13 protein-coding genes are annotated in these 15,991 nt (G+C 48.5%); 2 read left to right on the plus strand and 11 right to left on the minus strand.

Going from position 1 to position 15,991, the window contains the following annotated elements; all coding sequences use genetic code 11:
- Window positions 1-7: 7 nt before the first annotated feature.
- The 3 genes from ACIFQM_RS06845 to gpr all read right to left on the minus strand — a co-directional run bounded on the left by ACIFQM_RS06845 (window position 8) and on the right by gpr (window position 2,978).
- Window positions 8-451 carry a hypothetical protein gene (locus tag ACIFQM_RS06845; RefSeq protein ID WP_430040803.1) on the minus strand — a complete coding sequence of 148 codons (444 nt, stop codon included), beginning with the start codon at window positions 449-451 and terminating at the stop codon, window positions 8-10.
- Between the two features lie 27 nt (window positions 452-478).
- Window positions 479-1,750 (minus strand): stage II sporulation protein P, encoded by a 1,272-nt coding sequence (locus ACIFQM_RS06850; protein WP_430040802.1) that lies wholly within the window; start codon window positions 1,748-1,750, stop codon window positions 479-481.
- Window positions 1,751-1,976: 226 nt separating this feature from the next.
- A complete protein-coding gene (gpr, locus tag ACIFQM_RS06855; protein WP_354452320.1) occupies window positions 1,977-2,978 on the minus strand; it encodes a GPR endopeptidase in 1,002 nt (333 codons plus the stop codon).
- Between the two features lie 198 nt (window positions 2,979-3,176).
- Between gpr and rpsT the strand changes: the two genes are divergently transcribed.
- The gene (rpsT, locus tag ACIFQM_RS06860) at window positions 3,177-3,449 is read left to right on the plus strand and encodes a 30S ribosomal protein S20 (protein WP_044645117.1); all 273 of its coding nucleotides are present in this window, start codon (window positions 3,177-3,179) and stop codon (window positions 3,447-3,449) included.
- Window positions 3,450-3,583: 134 nt separating this feature from the next.
- On the opposite strand, the gene holA is transcribed toward rpsT, so the two are convergent.
- From holA to ACIFQM_RS06895, 7 genes are all read right to left on the minus strand, one after another.
- Window positions 3,584-4,615, minus strand: coding sequence for a DNA polymerase III subunit delta (holA, locus tag ACIFQM_RS06865; RefSeq protein ID WP_430040801.1), 1,032 nt, complete (start codon window positions 4,613-4,615; stop codon window positions 3,584-3,586).
- A 216-nt stretch (window positions 4,616-4,831) separates the two neighbouring features.
- On the minus strand, window positions 4,832-6,271 hold the full coding sequence (locus tag ACIFQM_RS06870; RefSeq protein WP_430040800.1) for a zf-HC2 domain-containing protein: 1,440 nt from the start codon (window positions 6,269-6,271) through the stop codon (window positions 4,832-4,834).
- A complete protein-coding gene (locus ACIFQM_RS06875) occupies window positions 6,268-6,816 on the minus strand; it encodes an RNA polymerase sigma factor (RefSeq protein ID WP_430040799.1) in 549 nt (182 codons plus the stop codon). The genes ACIFQM_RS06870 and ACIFQM_RS06875 overlap by 4 nt, the downstream gene beginning before the upstream one ends.
- A gap of 230 nt (window positions 6,817-7,046) precedes the next feature.
- Window positions 7,047-8,036 carry an iron-hydroxamate ABC transporter substrate-binding protein gene (locus tag ACIFQM_RS06880; protein WP_430065177.1) on the minus strand — a complete coding sequence of 330 codons (990 nt, stop codon included), beginning with the start codon at window positions 8,034-8,036 and terminating at the stop codon, window positions 7,047-7,049.
- A 197-nt stretch (window positions 8,037-8,233) separates the two neighbouring features.
- The gene (locus ACIFQM_RS06885) at window positions 8,234-10,909 is read right to left on the minus strand and encodes a ComEC/Rec2 family competence protein (RefSeq protein WP_430040827.1); all 2,676 of its coding nucleotides are present in this window, start codon (window positions 10,907-10,909) and stop codon (window positions 8,234-8,236) included.
- Between the two features lie 232 nt (window positions 10,910-11,141).
- Complete coding sequence (locus ACIFQM_RS06890; protein WP_430040797.1) at window positions 11,142-11,660, minus strand: deoxycytidylate deaminase; 519 nt, start codon at window positions 11,658-11,660, stop codon at window positions 11,142-11,144.
- Between the two features lie 85 nt (window positions 11,661-11,745).
- The gene (locus ACIFQM_RS06895) at window positions 11,746-12,384 is read right to left on the minus strand and encodes a ComEA family DNA-binding protein (protein WP_430040796.1); all 639 of its coding nucleotides are present in this window, start codon (window positions 12,382-12,384) and stop codon (window positions 11,746-11,748) included.
- A 281-nt stretch (window positions 12,385-12,665) separates the two neighbouring features.
- Here ACIFQM_RS06895 and comER point away from each other — a divergent pair, with 281 nt between their 5' ends.
- The gene (gene comER / locus ACIFQM_RS06900; protein WP_430065179.1) at window positions 12,666-13,511 is read left to right on the plus strand and encodes a late competence protein ComER; all 846 of its coding nucleotides are present in this window, start codon (window positions 12,666-12,668) and stop codon (window positions 13,509-13,511) included.
- Here the strand turns inward: comER and leuS are convergent.
- On the minus strand, window positions 13,492-15,930 hold the full coding sequence (gene leuS, locus ACIFQM_RS06905) for a leucine--tRNA ligase (RefSeq protein WP_430040794.1): 2,439 nt from the start codon (window positions 15,928-15,930) through the stop codon (window positions 13,492-13,494). The genes comER and leuS overlap by 20 nt on opposite strands.
- Window positions 15,931-15,991: the final 61 nt, after the last annotated feature.

Consider the following 15,991-nt stretch of genomic DNA (forward strand, 5'->3'; position numbering starts at 1 on the left):
AATATTTCTATTCCGTTACTCCGTCAAAAACAGACACAACCCAGCGAATACCCTGTCTTGACAGGTTTTGCAGCAGTCCGGCCGTTTTGTCTGCCATGGTATCCACCGAGGTTTGCTCTGCCTTGACCGCCAACAGTTCACGCGGTGTCTCCAGGTTCTGTGAATTGGCATTAGCTTCGCTCGCAACAGTTCCCGTTCCCGACTCCATTACGACGTTGCCATTTCCGTTATACGTGCGGGTATAAGTACGAACATCCGCTGCCGGTGTGTCTTCAATAACCGTTTGCTCATATCCGACTTTCTGCTGAACCCCGCTTTGAACCGGGTCCCCAGCCCACTCCGGCCCATACACAGAGCGCAAGCCAGAGCCTGCCAGCTGCATGCCGAGCAGAACTCCCGCCCCCATCAGAAGTACAAATCCAAGCGCTTTTTTACGAAAATGTCCGGACATTGCATTTCCTCCTTTACTACGCCTCAATTAATTGCCATCGTTGCTCTTTTTCGCATCGGATACGTTAGTACCCGCTTTCTGTGCTTTCTGATCCTCCCAGTACACCTCACCGATCATATCCGCCAGAACGTCAGAGGTACGTTTCAATTCTTCCTCGGTATTATCAATCCCGCCAATTTCGATCAAAATGCTATGGGAGGACAAGCTCTGATTGTACTCACCGTTGTTGCCTTTACCGCCATCCTTTCCCCATATCCCACGGGAAACGCCGTGATACGACTTTTCCAGCTTCTCATGAATACGAGCGGCGAAAGCTTCATTCTTGCGCCAGTTTTTGTTGTCATGGCCGATAATAAAATACACCTTGGCATAAGAAAGTCCGTTTATTGTTGCTGTCGTTTTGCCGTGACGTTGAGAATCTCTGTGGATATCAAGCAGATAGGTTAAGCTTTTATTTCCAGCCAAAGCTTCCTTGACCGCTTCACGCGAATATTTATAGGAATAATTCCAATTGTAATTTTGAACGATTTTGGCATAGTCCTTGTTCACATGCAAAGTAGATATCCCTTGCTTCTCCAATCTCTTTTTTACAAAACCCCCTACTCTCGACACATTGGCTGATTTAGAGCCAGAATTAGGATTGGAGCTGGTTTTACTGAGCAAAGGGTTGTATGCCTCTCTCGGATGAGAATGGTAGATTAATATACGTTTGGCACCTTTGACTGCTGTATCACTCGGATCATCCTCTTGCGCAGGGTCCGTTTCTGGCGTTGTCGGAAGATCTGGCGTTGTAGAGCCATTGTTCGATGGATTGGTAGAAGCATCGGGGCCGCCAGGAGCATCCGTCGTTCCCTGATCAGGCTGGTAATCCGTAGGCGCCTCCACCTTGTTGTTCCCTGAGCCCTTGCGCAGCAAGACAGGCGTACCCGCAGACATCCCAGGAATTTCGCGAGCTATGAGACTTTTGGGGTCCTGTGGATTAATACCTGTGAGCATTTGGAAAACAAAAGGCGACCATTGTTCACCCGACAACGAAGATTGTTGCTTCTTCTGTGCCAAATGAGGTACTTCCAGGCCGAGCATATCCGCAAAAAAACCGCTGGAAACCGAGCCTGCAAATCCTTTCATCGAAGACACCGGAGACGTTTGCAAACGATTTTCCGCCAGTCCTCCCAGTCCCAATACAACAAATAAAAGCGCCGAGCCCATAATAAGCAGCACAAGCGTATGTCCCATAGCCAAAATTTCAAGGCCCTTTCTTCTCCATCTTCCGACGTTCCAGGTTTGAATTTTTTTCATGTGGGTCTTGTCCTCCTTCGTCCCGTCGAAGCCCGCTCTATGTTCAGAACCCTATAGGTTCCAGTCAGTAGCGGAAATCTCTTATACTTCAACTCTATGAACGGAGAACAACTGCTAGAACACAAAAAATCTCCACCCGCAGGTAAATCCCACCCCTTATTACAAGAGATAGGATGCCTGCTAGATAGAGAATTTTGTGTATGAAATATGCTTTTGCTAGCCCTCATTAATGTGTATAAGCGGCGACATTGCCGGGATCGACGGCTTCATGCAGGGCGGCGTTCAATCCGGTTGCAATAATATTCGCAATATCTTCTATAAATTCATCAATCTCCTTGGGGGTCACAATCAGATCATGTCCCAGCGGCTGAAGTACCTCTCTCACCAATCCCAGTCTCTCAGGCTCTGAAATATCATCCAGCATCCCCAATATCGCTTTCGTAGAAGCCTTTTCCTTGGCAAAATGTGTTTTCATCAGCTCAATTACGTTATTCACGATGGTGGAAGCGTAGCATACGGTTGGAACGCCGATGGCAATACACGGGACACCCATAATATCCTTGGTGATGCCACGCCGCTTGTTACCAATACCTGAGCCTGGATGAATCCCAATATCCGCCACCTGGATGGTCGTATTGACGCGCTCCAGTGAACGTGATGCGAGAGCGTCAATAGCAATAATCAGCTCCGGCTTCGTGCGATCAACGATACCCTGAACAATTTCGCTCGACTCGATCCCCGTAATGCCAAGAACCCCCGGTGCAATCGCGCTCACATCCCGATAACCCGGATTGATTTGATCAGGTGTCAGTTCAAAAAATTGACGGGTCACCATCAAATTTTCAACGACAAGCGGACCTAGTGAATCGGGAGTGACATTCCAGTTGCCCAGACCTACCACAAGTACGCGTGCCTTACTGGAGATCCCTATTTTTTGTATAAATTGCTCCATCTCCTTCGCGAATGCAATGGCTACCCGTTGCTGGAGCCCCGTGTCACCTTCACGTAAGCCGGGCACTTCCAGCGTGACGTAATGTCCCTGTACCCGACCAATACGGTTAGCACCCTCTTCATTTAGCACATCCAGACGCGTGATTTTAATACCGTTATCTTCCTCCACGTCCTCGTTGATACCCGCCAGCGGCATTGGCTGATCCCGTTCCGCCAGTTCTCTTGCCTCCAGCGCCAAATCCGTACGTACCGCATACTTCTGCAAATCCAAATCCATCTTTTACGCCTCCTTTTATACCATCTCAGGTTATAGTGTGCGAGACACCCGGCAGGTTTATGCACATCCATTTTCATCCTGTAATCTACCCAAGCCCGGAATGTTTTCTTATTGCAATTTGAGGTGTGGCGTGCTAAAATATTTTAAGTTGTGAAACGTTTGTGTTCATAAGTAATGCCTTTACAGGAGGTGAATGTAATGCCAAACATCAAATCCGCTATCAAACGCGTTAAAACAAACGACAAACGCCGTGCGTTGAACGCTTCTCAAAAATCCGCGCTTCGTACAGCAGTAAAAGCTGCCGATACAGCGTTGGTGAATAACGAAGCTGAAAATGCTACTGCTGCTTTCAAAGTAGCTTCCCAAAAGCTGGACAAGGCTGTAACTAAAGGTCTGATCCACAAAAATGCAGCTGCTCGCAAGAAATCCCGCTTGGCGAAAAAACTTAACGCTCTTACAGCTCAAGCGTAAGCAAGAGCTACTTTTATACGTTAATGAAAAAATCCTGACCAGCCTTGGCTGATCAGGATTTTTTAGTTCACCACGATTGGATTCTGCGTTACACTAGTTAACCTTTCATTAAACCGCTCGGCAAACGGGCCGGATTAGACCGAAGCCCCCGCGCCCATTTTCAGCAAAAACATCTCCAGCCCCAGCACCTTGTCAACAACCCCGGTTTTCATACGGTAATCCAGCTCGCCCAAGTCGTAGAGAAGCTGTCGCAACTGCTCAGGACGGAATCTCCGGGCCTGCTCGCCGGCAACTTTCACCCCATATGGATGCAAACTAAGCTGACTCGCAATTTGCTGCTGGGAATAGCTTTGACCCATCAACTCTTTGACCTGCAACATAATACGGAACTGTCGTGTGATTAAAGCTGCAATCTTAATCGGTTCCTCTTTTTGCTTAAGCAGCTCATAAAAAATACTAAGCGCCTTATCCAGCCGCAAATTAGCCAAATCCTCGACCATCGCAAACACATTTTGTTCCGTACTACGAGGCACAAGCGATTCAATATCTGCAGTAGAGATGGTACCCTGCGCTCCCGCATACAGGCACAGCTTGTCTATCTCGGCAGCCAGCGATTGCAGCCCGGTCCCCGTATATTGAATGAGACTTTCAGCAGCTCCAGCAGCCAATTGGACTTCTCGCTCGCCGGCACGCTTATGAATCCATGCCACCAGGTCATCTCCTCCCAATGGAGTGAAGGCAATGACGGAGGCGTCACTTTTCAGCCTTTTAACAATCTTTTTCCGTTCATCCAGCTTTTCAGCCTGAACCGTAAAAATGATAATGCTATAGTCAGCCGGGTTATCCATGTAAGTCAGCAGCGCTTCAATGTGGTGCTCCATCTTACCGCCATCCTTGCCTGCCGCAAATACACTGGTGTCCCGTACTATAATCAGCTTTTTTGGCACCAAAAAAGGCGCAGTCTCGGCTTCCTCCACGACTACCTCAATCGGCGTCTCGGTCAGATCGTAGGGAATAATAGCAAAGTCACGATGCTCCTCTTCCACCACTTTTTCCTTAAGCATATCGACAAACTGCTTCATTTGATATTTTTCACTGCCGTAGAGCAAATACACTGGCGAAATATCGCCTTTGCGAATAGCCTTGGCGGCTGTTTTTGCATCCATTCTCCGTCCCCCCCCCATTCATTGATCGTACCCGACATCTGGTCGGAAGGCAAGTCATTATACAAACGAAAGGACCCTGCCTATAGGCAAGATCCCTTCACCACCATCTATATCAACACGGCAGCAGAAAGCTCTAGAAACTTTCGGCCGTCGGGATACGACGTCGGTTCATACAATCTATTCTTTGCTTTTAAAAATGTGCCATCTTCATAGCAATTATTTGCCGGAACTACGCGGAACGGTATACGTATATTTACTTGCTGTACCATCCTGCTCCGTCTCATACATGAAGGTTTGGCTGTCTTCTGACCAGCTTCCTTTGACCCAGGCACCCTTCAAGGTACGCACTTCCAGCGTTGTCCGGCCTACACCATTGTCAGAAAGCTTATACACTTTCAGTTTTTTGCCCTCAATAACCACCGCATAGCTGCCATCAGGCGAATTAAGCTGATCTGTAGATGTCGCTTGGGCACTAAAGGTGGAAGGATTACTGCTGTCTGGAGTGATCATCAAATTCGATGAAAATCCTTCATTGCGTACCGGGTTTTGCGACACGGAGGGCTGCTGATCATTAGAAGCTGTATTGCTGCCCATATCTCCCATCGTAGTCCCCAAATCCTTGGTAACCCCCTTGGAGGTCGTGTCTTTCGACGTATCATTTGAAGCAATCCGATTCTGCATCATCATATCCTGATTGGCAGACGATGACGAATCATTAGTAGCCGTGCTGTTGTCATTACTGTCTTCAGTAGTGCCCGTACCCGCTATAGGTGCTTTTTCTACTTTTGGTTCTCCTTGCTGTTCAGGTTCAATCGTTTGTTGCTCGGATTTTCCCTGCTTTAACTGTTTGTCATCGGACTTAGGAGAATCCGCAGCAGAATCTTGCCCGACAGATTTTTCTTTTGACGTCTGTCGATCCTGACGGGAAGGATGCCCCGCTGGCGTATACTTCATTGAGCCTTTTTCACCAGTTCGCTGATCGTCACGTTGTGCATCATCTTGTTTGGAAGAGTGCTTTTCATCATCCGCACTGTTCACATCCAGTTTGCTCGGATCAGATTGCTCCCCTGTGGATGGCTGAGACGCGTCCGTTCCCTGATCTGACGGCTGCTTGGTCGAATCCGATCCAATAGCTGCATCGCTACCTCCGCTTCCATTCACCGTACTTGGAATTTCTGTCTGTTCCTGCTGACTCATCACTCCAGGCGACTGGGAATTAAGCAAACCATCCGCATCCTGTACCGTTTTCGGTTCAAAATTGAATACCACAATACCCAGTACAACAGCAGCGGCAGCCACGCCCATCGCGGCTCGCCCACTCATCCGGTTCCACCAAGGAATAGACTGGGTACGCTGTCTTGGCCCCGGTCCAGAATCGGCAGCTACAGGCTGCATCTCCTGTAGCGCGCTTCCCTGCTCCTCACGTGCGCGGTCAATGGCATCTAGCTGAGGCATGATGGAATCCACCAGGCTGAACGCCGGGGAAACCGCAGGCAAATCCTCCAGCTCGCGGGAGAGCGTCTGAAGAATATGAAATTTTTCCGCACAGTCCGGGCAAGTCGCGATATGGTTCATTAATTGGGACGTCTCTTCTTCGCCCAGCTCATGATCCACATAACGCTGCATCCAATCCATCACCTCTTCCCCACACTTCATCCTGATACACCACCTTTCTGATATTCCTGAAGTAGCCCTTGCAATTGCTGTCTTGCACGATACAAGTATGACTTGACCGTATTAAGCGGCAAATCCAGAGAGTCGGCAATCTCGTTATAAGAGAAATCCTGCAGATATCTCAATACGATCACCGTCCGGTGGTGCTCTGGAAGCTGCTGTATAGCTTCACGAACATCCTCTGCCAAGTAAGAGGTCAGGACCTCAGCCTCCACATTCTGGGGATCGTTGAATATCATGTCGTGCTCATCAATGGAAACCGAGGGCTTCGTCCTCCTGAATTTGTCGATACATATGTTCGTTACAATGCGTTGAACCCAGGTTTTGAACTGCGCCTTTTCCTCATAAGAATTAATTTTGGAATAAATCCGTATGAGGGCTTCTTGTGAAGCATCCATGGCGTCCTGTTCATTGTTTAAAATGTAATATGCCGTACGGTACACATGCTGTTCTATCTCTCTTAATAGGGTAATGAGAGCGTCGCGATCGCCCGATTGAGCGGCTCGAATGAGTCCCTGCTCTACCACAAAGGATCCCCCTCTCCCTGCAATATTACAGACGCTTCCCCTTTGCAAATTGTTGCAGGATAGACGTCTGACAATAATTTTATTTTTAAAGTGTAAAAAACGTTACCAAAAAGCCCATATTCCCCATTATAGCCTCCCTTAGAATAACAGAAAAAGGGAAGGTCGTCACCTTCCCTTAGCCCTTACTCACATAAATCTGCTGGAATCTGTCGAATTGAACTTGCATATTGTTACTTCTTGGAAATCAGGAAATCCGATAAGAGCTCTAACTGGTAATTCAGGGCAATCGGGTCCTGAAAATAAAAGTCGTCAATCGAATACTGATATACTTTCCCTGCTTTAACAGCAGAAAGGTTTTTCCACACACTTTTAGATTCAATATCTTTTCCCTGATCTACTCCATCTCCCCTAATCCCCAGCATCAGGTAATCGGCATCGCCTAGCATCTCTGGTAAAGCCTCCATCGAAATACTGGCCCAGCCCTGTTTGAACGCCGCCTTTTCTACCTTCGCCGGGGCATGAAGTCCCAGCTCATCGTAAAGTATGGCTCCTCCCCGTCCGTAGGACTTGCCATAGAGATATAATTCTTTGCCCGTTATCTCAAAAATAGCAATTTTTTTACCTGATTCAATAACATCAGACAAAGCCTGTTTCTTCTCAGCAATCTTGGCCGCAAAATCAGCCAGGCATTTCTTCGCTTCCTGCTCCTTGTTTAACACTTTGCCCAGTTCTATCAGACGGTCCTTATAATTATATGTACCATATGGAATGAATACAGTAGGCGCTATTTTTTTCAGATTTTCATAAGCTTTCTCATCATAGGTAATGATCAGATCCGGATTCAGGGTGGTCACCTTTTCAAGGGACAGTGCGGAGCTATCACCGATATTTTCAACACCATGCAAGTATTTTTTATAGTATGGAGCATCGAATACAGTGTCTGGAGCCCCTACAGGTGTAATCCCAAGTGCAAGAACATCGCCTACATAGTCGCCGACCGCTACAACGACACGCTGTGGATGTTCAGGAATAGTAACTGTACCTTTATCGCTTTCATATGTACGTGTGGCAGCTGCATCTCCAGTAGATGCAGTTTTGGAATCAGCCGTTGTCCCTTTATCCGTTGCCATTCCTCCTCCATTCGTAGCGCATGCGCTCAGTACCAGCATGAATGAAATAATCAACAGACAAGCCGAAATTCGGAATTTAAAATTGTTCACAATAGTCCTCCCAATAATAATGATTCTCATTTTCAATATTTATATTAGATTCTATCAAAGCTCTCAGATTATGTCCATGCAGGTTGGTCTATAGCATTTTTCATGGATGCTCTCGCGCTTACTGATCCAAAGTGCTCAAGTTGCAAGCAGGCTGCCACAGTGCCTGCTTGCTTGTATTTGAGAATTTTTCAAACTCCTTATTTTTTGTGCCGCACACTCAATTTGCCTTGGTGCGCACGGATTTGCACCTCTCCCATCATATCTGTCCGATATATAGCAGAATCAACCGCCGATAAACGATCCAATACCGCTTCATTTGGATGCCCATATGTGTTGCTCGCTCCGACTGAAATGACGGATACCTTCGGTCGCCAGTAGGATAACCATTCTTCCGAGGTGGAATGCTTGCTACCGTGATGTGCTATTTTCATGACATCTACCACTTGCCTTACAGCCACTGTTTCCCCTTTTGCTCCGGTATGGGATGGAGAATGAGTTAACTCGGAGAGCAACAGCGATTCTGCTGCATCATCCATATCTCCTGTGAACAAAAAGGAAGCGCCCTCCATCTCCAATATCATTGCAACGGAATAATGATTTTGTTCCTTCACAACGGGCAAACTTCCGGTTTCGTCCTCCTCCAGCGGAAGCGGATGAATAAAGCGGATTTTCGTATCCTGATCGGGTTTCCACTCCATACCATAATGCGCACCGTACAGCTTGACCTGCTTGTTTACAGCCGTGTTCAATAGCTTGCGGAAAGGTGCCTTGTCTGTCAGGGTGCCGTTCAAAACCAAGGCCGATACTGGAATCTGGTCAAGCACAGCCTGCAATCCCCCAGCGTGGTCATGATCTCCATGCGTTAAAATGACAGCATCCAGGCGATGTACACCGCGCTGCTTCAATAAGGGCACAATCGTATCCTCACCTACCTCGTAGGGGTCTTTTCGCTTACGCCAGGCATTTTTTCCTGTCGTAAAATCCATCGTGCCCCCACCATCCACCAAAATGTGTTTACCACTCGGCGTTGTAATCAAAATGCTGTCGCCTTGGCCCACATCCAGATATTGAACCATTCCCGTATTCCCTCCACCTGGAGTTATATAACCTATGCACAGAATGCCAAGCCAGGCAATACCGCTTAAAGCAAGCGCCAAATGACTATAACCATTCCACTGTCGATGTGCATACTTGCCTGCTCCTTCAGGCTCACGCTCTGTCTGCAATATAGCTGCCCACTCGGCAGATGCCGCTAATCCTGTATGTATGGATGATGGCATGGGAACGGATGTGCTTTGTCCCACCAAATTGCGTCCGGCTGAAAGCCCCCCCTTGTCCTTATCCAGCGATACCTCCAAGCCCGGAGATTCATCTGTTCGCCTTCGAGAAATCATCCATGTTTTGAGCCAGTACAGAATACTGTACAAAGCAGCATAATATGCTATGACCCACAGAATAGAGGAAGACGGCCAGATACTCACATAAGCGTCATCCATGTTCATCCATTTTACAAGCCAAAAGGTCAGCTCGTTCAGTTGTTCTGCTGGCCATGCCAGGATACGAGCCCCGTCATTCCATAGAAAAGCGATCCCCATCGCCACAGTACCCAGTGGAAGCACGACATAAGTAATAAGTGGAACAAGCACAAAATTAGCCGCAAACGATAGGAGCGAAAACTGATTAAAGTAGAAGACTGTCATCGGAAACGAAACAAGCTGCGCTGTGATCGTAATCGCAATTTCGCCGCCGATCAGAAGAGGCCATTTGGCGAAAAACGGCTTCATCAGCGGCATATAAATGAGCAGTCCGGCTGTTACCAGAAAAGAAAGCTGAAAGCTGACACTAAGCAGGTAATACGGATTCCAAAACAACATCAATAACGCAGACACACTCAAAATACTAAGTCCGTCCTTGAGCATTCCCCGTCTGGCTGCAAACAGGCCGATCATAGCCATAATTCCCGCCCTCACAACAGAGGGAGATGCACCTGTCAGCAGTACATAAGCCGGAATAAGCACCATCACGACCGTAAGAGACGTCTCGCGACTCACTCGTAATAGCTTGAACGAATACAGTAGTGTAGCTGCATATACGGCCACATGCATACCGGATATTGCTAAAATATGTGTTAATCCAAGCTGCGTAAATTCGTTATACGTTGCCGGGTCCAGCTCATCCGTAACGCCTAATACCAGTCCTTTCATATATCCTGCGTGATGAAGAGAACCAAATGCTGATTCCATCCGTTGCCCTAATTGCTCTCTAAGCTGATCATTCCATCTGAACAAGGTGTAACGGTTCCACTGCGAAGCTTGCTGCTTCTGTAGCGAATCGGCCCCTTTCCCTTTGAAAAGCCAGTGAACCTCCTGTGTATGCAGGTATTCATTGTAATCAAAGCCACCAAAGTTCCCCGCTTTTGCAGGGGCCTTTAAGCTGCCTCGCAGTTGAATTGCATCTCCACGCTGCCATCCTGCCGCCAGTTGCTGTTCCTGCTCGGCAGCCAGCTTGATGTGAACGATGACCTGTTCAGACATAGCTTCGCTCTTTCTAACCCTGCCCTGAAAAGTGTCATTTTGAGAATCACCTTCCATTTTGCTTATTGCAGTAACCCTCATCTCAAACTGTGCCCGGTCACCGTCTACCTGCACCTTGGAAGCGATAAATCCCGAAGCTTGAACAGGCATATCTTCCAGCCTGGAAGCCGATACATGAAGGGCATCGGGAATGTGGGTTACATTATGAGTATCCTGCCAAGCCCAATGAAATCCTCCCCCGCTCAAGGCAAGCCATAGCAACACCACATGCCGGACGGGAATCTTCATCAGTAGAGCCATAAGAGGAAAAATCAACGTGACACCCGCCCAGAGCAACAGAAGCATACGTCCGGAATACAAACAAGCTCCTGCACTCCCCGTAATCCAGCATACAGTAAGGGTCAAAATAGGTCTGCTTAAAACAAGTTTGGCTTGAATACAACCACCTCCCGGTAGCAAAATATTGGTTCTGTGTCCAAACCGCAAAACAAAAAGAACCCCTGACAAAATAGCATTCGTCAGAGGTTCTTCCTCGTGTACTCTTTAATTGATCATGGCTTAATCATACATTTTAATTCATAACATCCATCAGCGTTTCTTTCGGTGGATGATAGTTATCCAGCATACGGAAGGCAATTCCTTTTTGCTCCATCATGGCACGAACCTTGTCAGCATCCTTTGGGTAAGGTCGGTGGTATACGATCTCCACAATACCGCTGTTCGCCAGCATGTTAGCACACGTCCAGCACGGCTGGTCGGTCACATATACTGAGGACCCCTCACGATCAATGCGGTCGGTGAACAGCAGCAAGTTCTGCTCCGCATGAATCGTGCGGATACAGCGCTGCTTCTTAACCATTTCCTCCCGCCCCTCGCGATGGACGACCTCGTATTCCTCCGAAATCATACAGCCTGCCTCAGAGCAGTCGGGTACCCCGGATGGTGCACCATTATAGGCTGTGCCCAAAAGCTTTTTGCCTTGTACAAGTACGGCTCCAACATGACGCCGCGAGCAGCGCGAACGGGTGGATACCATATAAGCGATATCCATAAAATAGGTGTCCCAGTCCTTGCGTACATCTGCACTCATATCCATCTCTCCCGTAAAAACAAGTTTCAACGTAAATATATCCGCTAAGCCATTCTGATAGTCAGTACATCGTCCACTTAAGTAATTATAAGCTGACATAAGGCTTCATTTTCACCAACATTTTGGCGCCAATTCCCTTCACATGATCCAAATCGCTCACACGTTTGAACGGCCCGTGCTGATTACGATAGTTCAGGATCGCTTCGGCCTTTTTAGCCCCGACCCCTGGCAGTTCCATTAACTCGGCAGCAGTCGCCGTATTAATGTTCACCTTTTTTTCACCGGAAGCGGATGAAGCAACCGGATCGCCTGCTGTATTCGACCTGTCCGTCGTAGCATTCGAGCTTTCAACGCCAGTAACGGAAGTAACGGAAGTAGAATCCATCACCTCAGACTGCTTTATCGTACCGGAGCTTTCGCTTCCATCGACCGATGCACCAGCAGAATCCTGTACAGCATCACGCTTCACATGGCCAACTTCTTCGCCACCCAAACTGCGTTCGGCTTTGCCTGAGGCTTTGGCTACAGCACGCTTTCCCTGAGTCTGGCCGCTATTGCTCCGTGACTTATTTTGCTCCGGCTCTACCGCTAAAGCCTGCTCCACCTTATGATTAAGTACCTTCCACTCTTCTTCTGGCTCTGGACGCTGCCCACCAGCAAACAGAATAAGCCCACTGCCTATTAGGGAAAGCACTATTGCCGTTCCAGTCCATACGCGGTTCATTTCCATTTTGTCCCCTTCTCCACATAGATTTTAGGGAAAGTGAGTCACTCAATACAGGGTCTCACTCGAACAGAGCAAGCCTGTCCTATTCCCGTTAACCGGAGGATGTAAACAACCTCCACACGGTCTCGCTGTGAGCCATTTTCCAAAGAGTGGTACGACCTTGGGCACGATCTAACATGCTCAGACATAAATTTCGTCATGTCGGCCAAGACCGTGTGCATACACTAAGAAGAATGACAGCGTCTATACCGCAAAGTATGAAAGGAGGACGTTGAACGATGAAAGTTGGATTTATCGGGACTGGCAGCATGGGAAGTCTGCTGATTGAATCTTTTATTCATTCCAACGCACTTAAACCACAGCAAATATCAGCAAGCAATCAAACGTATTCCAAGGTAGCCGAGCTGGCCCGTCGTTATCCAGGATTACATGCAGCCCAAAACAACCGTGAGACGGCAGCGGATAGCGATATCCTGTTTATCTGCGTGAAGCCGCTGGAATCAAAAGCCGTAACGGATGAAATACGCAACGTCATTACAGAAGAGCAAATCGTCGTTTCTATTACTAGTCCGGTACAGCTACGCATCCTGGAGCATTCACTGAAAGCCAAAGTGTCCAAAATTATTCCCAGTATTACCCATCAGGTAGGCAGCGGAGCCTCACTATGCATCCATGGCAGCCGGATTACAGAGGAGGATCGCTCCCTTCTGGAAGAGCTTATGTCCCACATTAGCAGGCCGATTCGGGTTAAGGAATCCCATACACGTATTACGTCGGATTTTTCCAGCTGCGGCCCTGCTTTCCTGGCCTATTTTCTGGACCAGTGGATTCATGCTGCGGTTCAGGCCACGGGTATAGACCGTACCGAGCTATGCGCCCTGGCTGGTGAAATGATTATCGGCACAGGAAAGCTGCTTACTGAAGGCGGAATGACACCAGCCGAGTTGCAGGCGAGGGTAGCAGTTCCCGGAGGTATTACCGCTGAAGCCCTCGCGCTGCTGGACATCAGCCTGCACAGTGTCTTCCCAGAGCTGATACGGGCTACACACAACAAGTATGAGGAGGACATGCAAAAGATAGATGCCTCCTTCGGCTTAAAGCCGATTAACCCGCGACAATATTGACCAGTTTGCCTGGTACTGCAATCACCTTACGAACCGTTTTACCAGCCAGCGCCTGCTGAACGTTGTCCAGCGACAGAGCGAATGCCTCCATCGCTTTGGCATCAAGGTCTTTGGCAATCGTCGCACGCTGCACGATTTTACCGTTCACCTGCACCACAATTTCCACTTCGGTATCCACCGTCCATCCTTCATCATAAGCAGGCCAAGCCGCGTAGGTAATGCTTTCGTTGTGTCCCAGCAGCTGCCACAATTCCTCGGCCAGATGCGGTGCAAGCGGCGACAGCATTTGCACGAAATTTTCCATTGCTGCACGCGGCAAACGGTCTGCTTTGTATGCATCATTGGTAAAAATCATCAGTTGGCTGATCGCCGTATTGAAGCGAAGCGCGTCCAGATCCTCGGTTACTTTTTTTAGCGTTTTATGCCAGGTCCGAGTGAACTCATCACTGCCGCCTTCATTTGTAATTTTATCGTTCAGGCTACCATCCTCGGAAACGAACAGGCGCCATACACGGGACAGAAAACGATGCGCTCCCTCAACCCCGTTTTCGTTCCATGGCTTAGTCGCCTCCAGCGGCCCCATAAACATCTCATAAATGCGCAGCGTATCGGCGCCAAACGTATTCACAATATCGTCAGGGTTGATGACATTACCGCGTGATTTACTCATTTTTTCATTATTGTTGCCCAGGATCATACCCTGATTGACCAGCTTGTAGAAAGGCTCTTTCGTTTCCACAACACCGATATCATACAGCACCTTGTGCCAGAAACGAGCATACAGCAAGTGAAGAACTGCATGTTCCGCACCGCCAATGTACAGATCTACAGGCAGCCATTCGCGCTGCTTCTCTTTGGATACAGGCTCTTTATCATTGTGCGGATCAATATAGCGCAGGTAATACCAGCAGCTTCCTGCCCATTGCGGCATGGTGTTCGTCTCACGGCGTGCTTTCAAGCCCGTCTCAGGATCAATAGTTTCTACCCAGTCCGTCGCATTCGCCAACGGGGACTCTCCTGTGCCTGAAGGCTTGATGTTATCCATTTCCGGCAGTAAGAGCGGCAGTTGATCCTCAGGAACTGTTTTGATCGTTCCATCTTCCAGATGAATCACCGGAATCGGCTCACCCCAATAGCGTTGACGGCTGAACAGCCAGTCGCGCAAGCGATACGTCACTTTTCCTTGTCCTTTACCCTCGGCTTCAAGCCATTCAATCATCTTCGGAATGGCTTCCTCATTCGTAAGTCCATTCAGCGGACCTGAATTAACGTGCGGACCATCCTCGGTATATGGCTCTTTAGCCACGTCCCCACCTTGGACAACCTCAATGATGTTCAGCCCGAATTGCTTCGCAAATTCCCAGTCACGTGTGTCGTGACCTGGTACAGCCATGATCGCGCCTGTTCCGTAGCCTGCCAGTACATAATCGGCAATCCAGATTGGCAGCTTTTCACCGTTCACCGGATTGACTGCGTAAGCGCCTGTGAAGACACCTGTTTTATCCTTCGCCAAATCCGTGCGCTCCAGATCGCTTTTACGGACAGCTTGCTCACGGTATTGATTGACGGCATCCTTTTGCTCAAGTGTAGTGATAACATCCACCAACTCCTGCTCAGGAGCCAGCACACAGTAGCTTGCGCCGAACAGCGTATCCGGGCGGGTTGTAAATACCGTCAGTTGCTTGTCATGGCCTTCAATTGGAAAATGAACCTCTGCCCCAGTAGACTTGCCGATCCAGTTCCGCTGCATATCCTTAATGCTTTCGGACCAATCCAGCTCCTCCAAATCTTCCAGCAGACGATCCGCATATTCCGTAATTTTCAGCATCCATTGACGCATGGGTTTGCGAATGACCGGATGACCACCACGCTCACTCTTCCCGTCAATAACTTCTTCATTAGCCAGCACCGTACCCAACGCAGGACACCAGTTCACAGGTACTTCAGCCACATAAGCAAGGCCGCGCTTGTACAGCTGGATGAAAATCCATTGTGTCCATTTATAATAATCAGGGTCAGTCGTACTGATTTCACGATCCCAGTCGTATGAAAAACCAAGCGATTTGATTTGACGGCGGAAGTTATTTACATTTTTCACCGTAATTTCACGCGGATGCTCTCCCGTATCCAGCGCATGCTGCTCGGCAGGCAGACCAAAGGCGTCCCAACCCATCGGATGCAGTACGTTGTAGCCGCGCATTCTTTTATAGCGTGAAACAATATCCGTTGCCGTGTAACCTTCCGGATGGCCTACATGCAGACCAGCCCCAGACGGGTACGGGAACATATCCAAAGCATAAAACTTCGGTTTGCCCGGCTCTTCCCCGGTACGAAACGTTTTGTTCTCATCCCAATATTTCTGCCATTTTGGTTCAATACTTTGCGGTTGATAGCCGTGCTTCGGCTGTGTGTCTGTCATTGTCATTTCCTCCTCAAACGGTATGCAACAAAAAAACCTCTGCATCCCGTAGCGTGTCAGC

The sequence above is a fragment of the Paenibacillus sp. NRS-1782 genome, from assembly GCF_050467685.1.
GTDB classification, from domain to species: domain Bacteria; phylum Bacillota; class Bacilli; order Paenibacillales; family Paenibacillaceae; genus Paenibacillus; species Paenibacillus terrae_A.

What these genes read in the sequence shown, in the direction of transcription:
- ACIFQM_RS06845 (WP_430040803.1), bottom strand. Translation starts at nt 451, where the DNA reads ATGTCCGGACATTTTCGTAAAAAAGCGCTTGGATTTGTACTTCTGATG.
- ACIFQM_RS06850 (WP_430040802.1), bottom strand. Translation starts at nt 1,750, where the DNA reads ATGAAAAAAATTCAAACCTGGAACGTCGGAAGATGGAGAAGAAAGGGC.
- gpr (WP_354452320.1), bottom strand. Translation starts at nt 2,978, where the DNA reads ATGGATTTGGATTTGCAGAAGTATGCGGTACGTACGGATTTGGCGCTG.
- rpsT (WP_044645117.1), top strand. Translation starts at nt 3,177, where the DNA reads ATGCCAAACATCAAATCCGCTATCAAACGCGTTAAAACAAACGACAAA.
- holA (WP_430040801.1), bottom strand. Translation starts at nt 4,615, where the DNA reads ATGGATGCAAAAACAGCCGCCAAGGCTATTCGCAAAGGCGATATTTCG.
- ACIFQM_RS06870 (WP_430040800.1), bottom strand. Translation starts at nt 6,271, where the DNA reads ATGAAGTGTGGGGAAGAGGTGATGGATTGGATGCAGCGTTATGTGGAT.
- ACIFQM_RS06890 (WP_430040797.1), bottom strand. Translation starts at nt 11,660, where the DNA reads ATGAGTGCAGATGTACGCAAGGACTGGGACACCTATTTTATGGATATC.
- ACIFQM_RS06895 (WP_430040796.1), bottom strand. Translation starts at nt 12,384, where the DNA reads ATGAACCGCGTATGGACTGGAACGGCAATAGTGCTTTCCCTAATAGGC.
- comER (WP_430065179.1), top strand. Translation starts at nt 12,666, where the DNA reads ATGAAAGTTGGATTTATCGGGACTGGCAGCATGGGAAGTCTGCTGATT.
- leuS (WP_430040794.1), bottom strand. Translation starts at nt 15,930, where the DNA reads ATGACAGACACACAGCCGAAGCACGGCTATCAACCGCAAAGTATTGAA.